This window comes from Domibacillus indicus (assembly GCF_000970685.1).
In the GTDB taxonomy this organism is placed as follows: domain Bacteria; phylum Bacillota; class Bacilli; order Bacillales; family Domibacillaceae; genus Domibacillus; species Domibacillus indicus.
The window spans coordinates 37066-49441 of sequence record NZ_LAJB01000002.1 but is presented as its reverse complement, the minus strand read 5'-3'; the positions used below and the strand labels follow the sequence as shown (position 1 = coordinate 49441).

The window sequence follows — 12376 nt, the reverse complement described above, 5'->3', positions numbered from 1 at the left end:
GTATATTACCCGTAAAGAGAACGGAGGCCGGTTATGAAAAAAACACTCGATAAATGGGGAAAACGGCGGCTTTTTACAATTATCTTTCTTGCTTTCTATGTAACAGTCATGCTTTTCAATGTATACCGGCCTCTGCCGGAGAACATTTCCTATGAAAGCAGGGAATATACCGTAGAGGAAAAAGACATTGGGTTTTTCTATAACCTGTCTGGCCAAAAAGATAGCCGGACCTTTTATGAAGAAGAAATTTTCACAAGGATGCTTGCTATAATAGAAGAAGCAGAACAATTTATTATTCTCGATTATTTTTTGTTTAACTCCTATCATGAAAAAGAGAAAGAGTACCCGGGTATTGCCGCAAAAATTACAGAAGCCCTGCTTGCCAAAAAAGAAGCAAATCCCCGTATGCCCATTCTCTTCATAACAGACGAAGTAAACTCATCCTATCAATCCCACGCTGTGCCGGAATTTGAAAAAATGAAAAAAGCCGGCATTGAAGTAGTTGAAACGAATATGGATGCGTTCCGGGACCCGACGCCTGTTTACAGCGGCCTGTACCGGATGCTGTTTACTTGGTGGGGAAACAGCCAGGACGGCTGGCTGCCGAATGCACTTTCGGAAACAGCGCCGGATATGACGATTCGCTCTTATTTAAAGCTTTTTAATATTAAAGCCAACCACCGCAAAACCATGACTACAGAGAAAACAACGCTGATCAGTTCAGCCAACCCGCATGATGCAAGCTTTTATTTTGCCAATGTGGCATTTGAAGTAAAAGGGGCGCTGGTCAATGATATGCTGAAAAGTGAGAAAGCGGCCGCGGATACCAGCAGGAAAATAACATTTCCAGAAGAGATTGCTCCTCATAAAAACCAGGGAACGATTCATGTGCAGCTGCTGACAGAAGCAAAAATACAGGATGCTGTCCATGAAGAAATCAGCAAAGCAGAAAAAGGCGACGAAATCTGGATGGCGATGTTTTATTTAGCTGACCGGACCGTTGTTGAAGGCTTGACGGATGCGGCCGAGCGGGGAGCAGAGGTGAGGCTGGTTCTTGATACAAATAAAAACTCATTCGGCCGTAAAAAAACAGGACTGCCCAATATTCCAATGGCCGCTGAACTGCGGGAGGATACAGATAACGAAGTGGAAATACGCTGGTTCGCACAGGAGCCGGAGCAGTTTCATCCCAAAATGATTTACGTGAAGCATAAAAAAGAAACAGTTATCATCAGCGGGTCGGCAAACCACACATCACGGAACTTAAACAACTACAATCCGGAAACAGATATAAAAATAAGGGCGCCCCACGACAGTGAACTAATCAGGGAAGTGGACCGTTATTTTCATATGATTTGGGAAAACAGGGGAGCTGTTTACACAGATCCATACGAAAAACACAGTGAAAAAATCTCTCTCTGGAAGCGGATGATTTACTCGTTCCAAAAAACCACCCATTTCACCACCTTTTAAAAACGCGGCTGAAGCCGCTTTCACTAAAACCATTATGTGCAAAATTCAATTTTGACAAACAAAACATATTTCATTAAAATGAAAAGAAAAGGAGTGATTACCAATGCCCAGAGGTGAAGGGAAATTTTTAATCAAACAGCGCGCATTTTTAAAGCTTTATATGATTCGGTTTGTTGAAGAGCATAAAATGTATGGAATGCAGGCGATGGACGAGTTAAAAGCATCTTTCAAGGCTTTTGGTTATGAACCAAACCATTCGGAAATATACCGGTCACTCCACGAATTAATTGACGATGGAATACTAAAACGCCAGAAAAAAATACAGGAAGGCGCTAAATACAAAGAAATTGTTATCTATCAGTTTGCTGATTATGAAAAAGCAAAGCTGTATAAAAAACAAGTGAAAACCGATCTTGACCGCAGCATGTCGCTTTTGCGAAAAGCCCTGGAAGACGTGTATTAATCATATAAAACCACAAACAAAGAAGCTTCTGAACAAATCAGAAGCTTCTTTGTATTTATGAAAAGCCAGGAGCATAAAAGGAGCTATTGGCTTTCTTCTTCGTCGAGCTGATCATCTTTTTCGCCGTCCTGCATATCAACGCCGTCATTGATCGTATCATCCTGTTCAATTTGATCATCCAGCTGGTCGTTTTGATCCTCGTTGTCATGATCCGGCTCGTTTTCTTCGTCCAGCTGGCCTTCCTGTTCTTCTGCAGGCTCTTCATCTTCACTGCCGCCGCAGCCGGCCAGGCCGCCCAGCGCGAGAAACGCTGCCATTCCTCCGGCGAGCCATTTCTTTTTTAAAAGCGAATCCACTGCAAACCCTCCTTTATGCTGAAGCTGTTATTTAGTAAATTTCTACCCCGCCCGTTAGGAAATAAACAGACCGGAGAGAAACAGGGGTTTCTTTCTTCCTTTCATTCGAAAAACAAACACAGCAAAAAAAAAATTTTTATGAACAAAAAAGCTTTTATTGTTAATAATTTTTTAATTTTCGTTTTATATACGTTTCCGCTTAAATTAATTAAATTATTCAATAATAAAGCGTTTTCAAAGAATGTGAAAAAGGAGTGTGGGTACGATGACAATGCTCGCCATTTTAGGTTTTTCTATGGTAGCTGTTTTCATGTATTTAATTATGAGCGGAAAATTGTCCGCGTTAATTGCCCTGATGATTGTGCCGGCTGCGTTTGCTGTCTTTGCCGGATTTGGTTCAAATCTTGGTGAAATGGCCCTTACAGGGATTACAGAACTTGCGCCGACCGGCGTTATGCTGATGTTTGCTATTTTGTATTTTGGTGTTATGATCGATGCCGGGCTTTTTGATCCAGTGGTTGGCAAAATCTTAAAAGCCGTAAAAGGCGATCCGATGAAAATTGTTGTCGGTACTGCTATACTGGCCATGACGGTTTCACTTGACGGTGACGGAACAACAACGTATATGATTACCATTTCAGCAATGCTGCCGCTTTATCAGCGCCTGAAAATGAACCCGCTTATTCTGCCGGCCGTTGCGCTTATGGCTTGCGGAGTTACCAACTTAACACCATGGGGCGGACCGACTGCCCGTGCAGCAAGCGCCCTGAGCCTTGATATGCAGGAGCTGTTTAACCCTTTAATTCCAGTTATGCTGGCGGGGGCTGCCTGGGTGATTTTATCCGCTTACTGGATGGGAAAAAGGGAACGGAAACGCCTTGGCGTTCTTTCAATGGAAGAACTTCACCAGCCGGCGGAAGGCAAAAGCTACTTAACGTTTTTCGGGACGGCCGCTGTTTCAGAAGAAGAAGCCAAATGGAAGCGTCCCAAGCTTCTCTGGGTTAACTTTATCCTGACAGCTGCTCTTATGACATTGCTTATTTTAGGCGTTATGCCGCTTCCAATTTTGTTTATGCTAGCATTTGCCATTGCGATTACGATTAACTATCCGAATGTTGCTCATCAAAAAGAGCGGATCGCTGCCCATGCAGGAAATGTACTTGCCGTTGTCTCACTTGTTTTTGCTGCAGGTGTTTTCACAGGCATTTTATCTGGAACGGAAATGGTCGATGCGATGGCCAACAGCCTTGTCGCCATTATTCCAGATGCAATGGGACCGCATCTTCCGGTTATTACAGCGATTACAAGCATGCCGCTGACATTCTTCATGTCTAATGATGCCTATTACTTCGGGGTGCTGCCGATTCTTGCAGAAGCCGCTTCGAATTACGGCATTAGCGCTGTTGAGCTTGGCCGGGCTTCGCTGCTTGGACAGCCTGTTCACTTGCTCAGCCCGCTTGTTGCTTCAACCTACCTGCTTGTGGGGATGGCGAAGGTTGATTTTGGCCAGTATCAGCGGTTTACGGTTCTTTGGACAATTGGTACATCCCTTGTTATGACCATTGCCGCTGTGCTATTTGGTGTTATTTCCTTGTAATGGTAATCCCGGTCCGGAATTTTTCGGAATCCGGGATTTTTTCTTTTCTTCTATTCAAATGTTTCGTACAATTTGATCAAAAGCAGATTGGAGTCTTCATGAAAACAAGAACGGTTTCACTCCGGACCAAAATTTTTACACTGGTTTTTGCCCTGCTCTTTTTCATTATAGCCGGCATGTCGGCTGTTTTTTACGCCATTCAGTCAGGAGAGACGGCTGAGCAGGTCCATCAGCTGTCTCTTCAAACCGCACAGACGATTTCTCTTATGCCGGAAACGACCGCTTTTTTATCAGAAAACCATGATCGCGAAGCGCTTCTGCCTGTACTTGAGCATATCCAGGAGCGGACGGAGGCCCGGTCCATTTCAATAGCGGGACGAAACGGCACCGTTTTATCCACCGGCGGTGAGGCGAAGCCGCTTCGCGAGTCTGACAGCCGTTCTCTTATTTACGGCGGAACCTATACAGTAGAGGAAGCCGGCACGGATGGACAAGCTATTATCGGCAAAGCGCCGATTATGAAAACAACCAATCGTTACACCGAAGTAATTGGCACCGTTTCCGTCGAGTTTTCCAAAAAATCGATTGCACAAAAAACAGCCGCGCAAACCGGAGATATTTTACTGGCAGCCGCTTTCGCCCTTCTGGCAGGCGTTCTGGGCGGTTTATGGCTGACCAGGAGCATTCTGGCTGATACGCTTGGCTTTGAGCCTTCGAAAATTGCGGCGATGTATAAAAAGACCATTGACGAGATGCGTCTGTATTCGGATGAGCTGCGCGCACAAACGCACGAATTTAAAAATAAGCTGTATGTACTGTCGGGGCTTTTGCAGCTTGGGCGAAACGAGGCAGCGATTGATTTTATCCAAAAAGAAGCGGACAATGTGTCCCTTCAAAACCAGATTGTCTTTAACCAAATTCAGGATGACCTGGTTCAAGCTGTTTTATTAGGCAAAACCGCTAAAGCATCCGAGCGGAAGATATCCTTTGCGATTGAACAGGAAAGCGTTCTATCGGCTCTTCCTGCCCACGTAGACGGACATTCACTGCTGACCGTGATCAGCAACTTGATTGATAACGCCTTTGAAGCCGTAAAGCAGGAAAAGGAGCCGCGTGTTACCTTCCTGATTACCGACGCCAGCCCGACGCTTATTATTGAAGTGACGGATAACGGAACGGGCATTGACGAAGAAGCCCTCCAGCTTTTGTTTGAGAAAGGCTACTCAACGAAAGGAGAAGGGCGGGGATTTGGCCTTCATAATGTGAAAGAAGCGGTTGAATCCTTTCAAGGGATGATCGAAGTTATACCCAATGAATCTGCCGGCACTATTTTCACCATTTACATACCAAAAGAGACTAGATAAAAAGGATGGATAACTATGATTCGTGTTGCAATTGCAGAAGACGATTTTCGCATTGCCAATATACAGGAGCAATTTCTTCAGCAGTTAAACGGCTTTACGGTTACCGGCAAAGCACTGAACGCAGCGGAGACACTGGCATTGCTCGAGGAAAAAGAAGCGGATTTGCTTTTGCTTGATATTTACATGCCGGATATGCTGGGCACGGAGCTTCTGCCGGTCATAAAGGAACGGTTCCCGAAAACAGATATTATCATGGTAACCGCTGCTTCAGAAAAGCATATGCTGCAGGAGGCGCTTCGCTACGGTGTTTTTCATTACCTGGTTAAGCCGGTATCACTAGAAAAATTCACGGCCGTAATGGAACGGTACCAAAAGAAAAAACATCTTTTAGCCACAACAGACCATGTTACACAGGATGTAGTGGATGCTTATTTTGCCGGAACCACGCAGCAGGCTCCTGTGCAGGCGGCCCAGCTTCCGACCGGCATCGACAGTGTCACGCTAAACCGGGTATCCAGCGTTCTCCAGGAGCTAAAAGACGGCATTTCCATTGAAGAGATGGGTGCAAAAATCGGGGCTTCCCGTACCACAGCCCGCCGGTACCTGGAATATTTAGTAACGGTCGGCGAGTGCCGCGTTGAACATGAGTACGGGATCGTCGGCCGGCCGGAACGCCGATACTTCAACGTGGCAAAATGAAAAAATACACACCTGTACTGCTTATACTCCTCACGCTTTCCGGCTGTATACAGCCGGAACCGGAGCTTACAGAGCAAAAGCTGACCTTTATCGTACCGGGTTCCCCGGACGGCGGATGGGATGCCCTTGCTAAATCCATTAAAACGGTGATGGAAAAAGAAAAGCTGGCGGATCGGAATATACAGATTCTCTATGAAGAAGGAGATGGGGGAGACGACGGATGGGCACGTCTGCAGGAGTCAGGCCCCGGTACCGCTGCGATGATCTCAAGCCTTCTTTTAACCAATAATCTTCTTGGCCACAGCCCGCGCAGCTATCAGGATTTTACGCCGCTTGCTGTGATGGCGAGTGAATGGCAGGCTGTGATTGTTAGGGAAGGATCATCCGCTCAGTCGATCAAGGATCTTATGAAGCAGTTGAAAAAACAGCCGGAGCGTTATCCGATTGGAATAGAGCCCCAATTTGGAAATGATGATCAAATTGCTTTTATCGAAGCAGCCCGGGCGGAAGGATTGTCTGCTGCATCCCTGCGTTTTTACCGCTATTCAAATGGCGATGAGCTGTTGGCTGCTCTTCAGTCAGGCGAAATTGCGGCCGCCTCTCTTTCTTCCTCCCAGTCGGAAGCATTTGCGGCGAAGGAAAAGGTGCGGATTATTGCCATTTCGTCGCCGGAGCGGCTCAGCCATCTTCCCGGCGTGCCAACCTGGAAAGAGCAGGGGATAGATGTTGTTTTTCCTCACTGGCGCGGCGTCATGGGCCCGGGCAATATGAGCGGGCAGGAAAAGGAGCAGTGGTCTTCTTTATTAGCGGAGGTTCAGTCGTCTCCTTACTGGAGGGAAGAGCTGAAAAAAAATCACTGGACTTCTTTTTACCGCAACAGTGAGGACACTGCCGCACTGCTTGAAGCAGATACGAAAAAGTACCGGTATATCATGAACCAGAAATAATCTCATTCGCTGCCTTTGCTTTTTCCGCCAAAAAGGCTGTCTCAGAAAATAGAGACAGCCTTTTATGCATCCGGGAGAAGCCCGAGCACCGCAAAAAAGTGAAACACACTTCCCGCCAGAACAAACAAATGCCAGATCATATGATGATACGGAAATCCCCGCCAGACATAGAAAACCGCTCCTGCCGTATACAACACGCCCCCCGTTACGAGAAAAGACAGCGTCAGAGGGGACAGAGCCGCTGTCAAAGGCCCCCAGGCAAATACAATCAGCCAGCCCATAACGACATACAAAAGGGTCGATAAGCCAACAAACCGTTTCACAAAAAAACACTTAAAGACGGTTCCAGCAATGGCCATTCCCCATATCAGCCCAAACAGCGTCCAGCCGAGCGCTCCCTGTACGGCAACAAACAGAAAGGGAGTGTAGGTGCCGGCAATAAACAAATAAATCGAGGCATGGTCAAAAATCTCAAATAAATCCTTGACTTTCCCATGCGGAAAACTGTGCACAAGCGTGGAAGACATATAAAGCAGCACCATTGTAATCCCAAAGACCATAAACCCTGCCAGGTGCCAGCCGTTTCCGTAAAGAGCAGAAAAAACAATTAGCAAAACAAGCCCGGCGATACTGAGCAGGGCGCCAATTCCGTGAGTGATGGAATTCGCAATTTCCTCACCTCTGGAAAATATATGTGTTGTCGAAGGCTTCTTCACAGCCGACAACTCCTTTCGTTCAATCACTCGTTTCCTCATATTGTAGCATATTCAGATGCAGCTTTTCTTGCGCCGAATCTCAAAAGAGGTTAATGAGTCCACTAGTAAAGGGTATACTGTTAAAGAAGAACAAAGAAAGGGGTTTTTGTCAATGGAACCAATTAAACAGGCAGAAGGAATCTTTTATATGGAGAAAGACGGCCGGCGCGTGGCGGAAATTACGTATGTGCCTGCAGGTGATAAAACGATCAATGCCAACCATACGTATGTGGCAAACGAACTTCGCGGCGGCGGTGTAGCGGAACAGCTGCTTGATGCGCTTGCAGATTACGCAAGAGAGGAAAACCTGAAAATCATTCCGTCCTGTTCCTATGTTGTGGCCAAATTTTCAAGAGGCGGAAAATATGATGATGTAAATGCGCTGGCAAAATGAAATACGTCATCATCGGCGGTGACGCAGCCGGCATGAGTGCGGCCATGCAAATTGTCCGCAATGACCCGGGCGCGGATATTACCGTTTTTGAAAAAGGCTCTGTTTATTCATACGGCCAATGCGGCCTGCCTTACGTGGCAGGCCGCCTGATTGATTCAACAGATGATTTAATTGCCAGAAGCGTGGAGACATTCCGGTCAAAGTATGGAATAGATGCACGTATTCTCCATGAAGTGACTTCCATCAGCCCCTCAGAGCGCACTGTTTCTGGGAAAAACCACCAGTCGGGAGAAGAGTTTACGCAGCCCTACGACCGCCTGCTGATCGCAACAGGAGCGAGTCCTGTCGTGCCGGGCTGGAAGGGTGCTTCTCAGCAGACGATTCATGTAATGAAGACCATTCCTGACACGAAGCGTCTTTTGGAGGATCTGGATCATGAGCAGGTAAACGATGTTGTGATTATTGGAGCAGGGTATATCGGACTCGAGGCAGCGGAAAACATTCACAGGCTTGGCAAACGAATTCGGGTAATCCAGCGCGGCAGCCATATCGCTTCGATGCTTGATCCGGATATGGCGGAGCTTCTTCATCAGGAAGCAGAACAGCACGGTATTATTTTGACATTAAATGAAACTGTGGAGTCCATCGAAAAGGGGCGTGTGGTGACAGACCGAAACCAGTACAGGGCTGATCTTATAATGGCTTCTGTCGGCGTCCGACCGAATACCGCCTTTTTAAAGAAAACAGGCATCCATATGCTGCCAAACGGCGCCATTACGGTGAATGACCGGCTTGAAACCTCGGTTCCCGGCATTTACGCTGCCGGAGACTGCGCTTCCCATTTTCATCTTGTCAAACAAAAGCCCGATTATATTCCGCTTGGCACAACAGCCAATAAACAGGGACGGATTGCCGGGTTAAACATGGCGGGAGCCCGCCGTTCTTTTAAAGGCATCACAGGCACATCCGTCTTCAAATTCTTTAATCTGATTGCCGCTTCGACAGGATTAACCGAAAAAGAAGCGCAGCAGGAAGGCCGTTTCTTTCGAACATCTACGATCGAGACGAAAGACAGGGCCGGCTATTATCCGGGTGCTGTGCCTTTGCGTGTAAAAATTCTCTATGATCCAAAAAGCCGCCGGCTGCTTGGCGGCCAGGCAATTGGACAGCATGGAGCTGAAAAACGAATTGATGTGCTCGCAGCTGCTTTGTTTAATCAAATGACAGTAGAAGAACTGGAGGATTTGGATTTAAGTTATTGTCCCCCGGTCAATGGTGTCTGGGATCCGGTTCAGCAAGCGGCACGCCGAGCTACATAAACAAGGGGAACCGCTTATGTATAAACACATTGTTCTGGCAGCGGACGGCTCTGACCATTCTTTCCGCGCAGCCTGGCACGCCGCAACGCTTGCCGCCCTTTCGAGGGGCTGCCGGGTAACCCTTTTGTTTATCCCCAGGCCGGATGAGCAAAGAGGGGAAGGCCTTCAAAAAGACCGGCTGGCTGCAGTGCAAATGGAGCGAAGAGAAAAACTAAGCCGCCATGAAGCGCTGTTTAGCGAGAAAGAAATCCCGTACACTGTGGCAGTAAAAGATGGAAATCCAGGTCCGGTCATTATCAAATTCGCGAATGAACAACAGGCGGATCTGGTGATTCTCGGAAGCCGGGGGCTGAATAAACTGCAGCAGCTGGTCCTGGGCAGTGTCAGCCATAAAGTGATGAAGCGGGCGAACTGTCCGGTCATGATTGTAAAATAAAAGAAAAAGCACCCGGATCGGGTGCTTTTTTAATGCTTTACGATGCGTACATCGCTTTTACTTTTTTCTGAAGCTCAGCATCATCCAGATACTCATCATACGTGACCGCTTTATCGACGATGCCGTTTGGCGTAAGGTCGATGATCCGGTTTGCTGTTGACTGAACAAACTGGTGGTCATGCGAAGCAAAAATCATCGAGCCTTTAAAATTGATCAATCCGTTGTTCAGCGCGGTGATCGATTCCAAATCCAAATGGTTGGTAGGCTCATCGAGCAGAAGAACATTGGAGCCTGAAAGCATCATTTTTGACAGCATGCAGCGGACTTTTTCTCCTCCTGAGAGCACGCTTGCTTTTTTCAATGCTTCTTCACCGGAAAACAGCATCCGTCCAAGGAAGCCGCGCAGGAAGCTTTCGCTTTCATCTGCCGGTGAAAACTGGCGCAGCCACTCAACAAGGGTCTGGTCAGAGCCGTCAAAATACTCCGAGTTATCTTTCGGGAAATACGCCTGGGAGGTTGTCACACCCCATTTGTAAGAACCCTCATCCGGCTCCATTTCACCGGCCAAAATTTTAAACAGCGCTGTTTTTGCCGCTTCATTTGTGCCAACAAGAGCAATTTTATCATCTTTATTCATAATAAAGCTGACATTATCAAGCACTTTTACGCCATCAATGGTTTTAGACAGGCCGTCAACTCGAAGAACATCGTTCCCAATTTCCCGTTCCGGCGTAAACTGGACATATGGGTAACGGCGGGAAGATGGCTTGATGTCGTCGAGTGTAATTTTATCAAGTGATTTTTTACGGGACGTCGCCTGCTTTGATTTTGAAGCATTCGCACTGAAGCGGGCAATAAAGGCCTGAAGCTCTTTGATTTTTTCTTCTTTTTTCTTGTTGGCATCCGCCTGAAGCTTCTGGGCAAGCTGGCTTGATTCATACCAGAAATCATAGTTTCCGGCATAGATCTGAATTTTCCCAAAGTCAAGATCCGCTGTATGTGTGCATACTTTATTTAAAAAGTGGCGGTCATGGGAAACAACAATAACGGTATTTTCAAAGTTAATTAAAAACTCTTCCAGCCAGCGGATCGCTTCGATATCCAGGTGGTTGGTCGGCTCATCAAGAAGCAAAACATCCGGCTTCCCAAACAAAGCCTGTGCTAAAAGCACTTTTACTTTTTCCGATCCATCCAGGTCTGACATCTGCTTATTATGAAAAGCTTCTGAAATACCAAGGCCTGACAGCAAAATGGCTGCTTCCGATTCTGCTTCCCAGCCATTCATTTCGGCAAATTCGCCTTCAAGCTCGGCAGCACGCATTCCATCTTCATCGGTGAAGTCGGCTTTCATATAAATGGCATCTTTTTCTTTCATCACTTCATACAGGCGGGCATAGCCCATAATGACAGTTTCCATTACGCTGTACTCTTCATATTCAAAGTGATTCTGCTTTAAAACGGCAAGGCGGGCGTCTTTTGGCATCGACACATGGCCTGTCTGCGGCTCCAGGTCACCTGCAAGAATTTTAACAAACGTTGATTTTCCTGCTCCGTTTGCACCGATCAATCCGTAGCAGTTTCCCGGTGTGAATTTCAGGTTAATATCTTCAAACAATTTCTTGTCGCCAAAGCGCAGGCTGACATCTTGTACTGTAATCAAATGTGGTTTCCTCCCAATATGAATTCATCGCATCTGATTATATCACTCTCGCGCTAAAAAAAGAACAGACAGCCCGCTGAAAGCGACACCAAATCTTTTTTTAATTCCGAGTAAGCGAATAGGATTGACTTTGCGTTATTTTCTGGTAAACTAAATTCATTCATTAGAATACCGACAAGAGAGGTGGGCATTAATGGTTACATTTGAATCATGGAACGAGCTTCAGGATCAAATTCCTGATTTTCCAGCGGATTCAGAAACAAAAGGTGCACTTGAAACATTGCAATGGGCATATGACACGTATGGAGAGAAATTAGTGTATGCCTGCAGTTTCGGAATCGAGGGGATTGTCTTAATTGACTTAATCGCAAAAGTGAAGCCGGATGCGGAAATCGTTTTTCTTGATACGCATTATCATTTTAAAGAAACATATGAAACGATTGATAAAGTAAAAGCGCGTTATCCGCAGCTGAACATCCGGCTGCAGCAGCCGGAAATGACGATAGAAGAACAGGCCGGAAAATTTGGACCGGACCTGTTTGCGACCAATCCGAATAAATGCTGCGAGATCCGAAAAATTGTACCGCTTGAGAAAGCTCTCTCGCCGTCGACAGCCTGGATTTCAGGTCTGCGCCGCGAGCAGTCCGAATCAAGAGCGAACACAAATTATCTAAACCTGGATAACCGGTTCCACAAAATTAAAGTGTGCCCGCTGATCCACTGGACCTGGAAAGATGTATGGCGTTATGTATCGAAGCACGAGCTTGATTATAACGTGCTGCATGACCAGGGATATCCAAGCATCGGCTGCGAACCGTGCACAAAGCCTGCATTTACAATGGAGGACCTGCGTTCCGGCCGCTGGAGCGGTTCCGGCAAAACAGAGTGCGGCCTGCATACAACCAACCCTTAA

Annotated in this window: 13 protein-coding genes; 10 read left to right on the top strand and 3 right to left on the bottom strand. The window is 46.6% G+C overall.

The window, feature by feature from the left end; all coding sequences use genetic code 11:
- Window positions 1-33 precede the first annotated feature (33 nt).
- Window positions 34-1473, top strand: a complete 1440-nt coding sequence (locus VP98_RS00475; RefSeq protein WP_046173375.1) for a phospholipase D family protein — start codon at window positions 34-36, stop codon at window positions 1471-1473.
- 103 nt (window positions 1474-1576) lie between these two features.
- Entirely contained in the window at window positions 1577-1936 is a 360-nt protein-coding gene (locus tag VP98_RS00470; protein ID WP_046173374.1) for a helix-turn-helix transcriptional regulator, read from the top strand.
- A gap of 83 nt (window positions 1937-2019) precedes the next feature.
- Here the strand turns inward: VP98_RS00470 and VP98_RS00465 are convergent, their stop codons facing one another.
- A complete protein-coding gene (locus tag VP98_RS00465; protein WP_046173373.1) occupies window positions 2020-2292 on the bottom strand; it encodes a hypothetical protein in 273 nt (90 codons plus the stop codon).
- 271 nt (window positions 2293-2563) lie between these two features.
- On the opposite strand from VP98_RS00465, the gene VP98_RS00460 reads away from it, so the two are divergent.
- From VP98_RS00460 to VP98_RS00445, 4 genes are all read left to right on the top strand, one after another.
- The gene (locus tag VP98_RS00460) at window positions 2564-3889 is read left to right on the top strand and encodes a CitMHS family transporter (RefSeq protein WP_046174056.1); all 1326 of its coding nucleotides are present in this window, start codon (window positions 2564-2566) and stop codon (window positions 3887-3889) included.
- Window positions 3890-3987: 98 nt separating this feature from the next.
- Window positions 3988-5253, top strand: coding sequence for a sensor histidine kinase (locus VP98_RS00455; protein ID WP_197076525.1), 1266 nt, complete (start codon window positions 3988-3990; stop codon window positions 5251-5253).
- A 15-nt stretch (window positions 5254-5268) separates the two neighbouring features.
- Window positions 5269-5952 carry a response regulator gene (locus tag VP98_RS00450; protein WP_046173371.1) on the top strand — a complete coding sequence of 228 codons (684 nt, stop codon included), beginning with the start codon at window positions 5269-5271 and terminating at the stop codon, window positions 5950-5952.
- Window positions 5949-6899, top strand: coding sequence for a tripartite tricarboxylate transporter substrate-binding protein (locus VP98_RS00445; protein WP_046173370.1), 951 nt, complete (start codon window positions 5949-5951; stop codon window positions 6897-6899). Before VP98_RS00450 ends, VP98_RS00445 begins: the two co-directional genes overlap by 4 nt.
- 62 nt (window positions 6900-6961) lie before the next feature.
- Here the strand turns inward: VP98_RS00445 and trhA are convergent, their stop codons facing one another.
- A complete protein-coding gene (gene trhA, locus VP98_RS00440) occupies window positions 6962-7654 on the bottom strand; it encodes a PAQR family membrane homeostasis protein TrhA (protein ID WP_046173369.1) in 693 nt (230 codons plus the stop codon).
- A gap of 16 nt (window positions 7655-7670) precedes the next feature.
- Here trhA and VP98_RS00435 point away from each other — a divergent pair, with 16 nt between their 5' ends.
- Genes VP98_RS00435 through VP98_RS00425 form a run of 3 tightly spaced genes read left to right on the top strand, consistent with a single transcriptional unit; the run spans window position 7671 to window position 9803 of the window.
- Window positions 7671-8048, top strand: coding sequence for a GNAT family N-acetyltransferase (locus tag VP98_RS00435; protein WP_082087777.1), 378 nt, complete (start codon window positions 7671-7673; stop codon window positions 8046-8048).
- On the top strand, window positions 8045-9367 hold the full coding sequence (locus VP98_RS00430) for an FAD-dependent oxidoreductase (protein ID WP_046173367.1): 1323 nt from the start codon (window positions 8045-8047) through the stop codon (window positions 9365-9367). Before VP98_RS00435 ends, VP98_RS00430 begins: the two co-directional genes overlap by 4 nt.
- A 16-nt stretch (window positions 9368-9383) precedes the next feature.
- Window positions 9384-9803, top strand: a complete 420-nt coding sequence (locus VP98_RS00425; protein ID WP_046173366.1) for a universal stress protein — start codon at window positions 9384-9386, stop codon at window positions 9801-9803.
- A 37-nt stretch (window positions 9804-9840) separates the two neighbouring features.
- Here VP98_RS00425 and VP98_RS00420 read toward each other — a convergent pair whose 3' ends face one another.
- Window positions 9841-11463 (bottom strand): ABC-F family ATP-binding cassette domain-containing protein, encoded by a 1623-nt coding sequence (locus VP98_RS00420; protein ID WP_046173365.1) that lies wholly within the window; start codon window positions 11461-11463, stop codon window positions 9841-9843.
- Between the two features lie 193 nt (window positions 11464-11656).
- Here VP98_RS00420 and VP98_RS00415 point away from each other — a divergent pair, with 193 nt between their 5' ends.
- A complete protein-coding gene (locus VP98_RS00415) occupies window positions 11657-12376 on the top strand; it encodes a phosphoadenylyl-sulfate reductase (RefSeq protein WP_046173364.1) in 720 nt (239 codons plus the stop codon).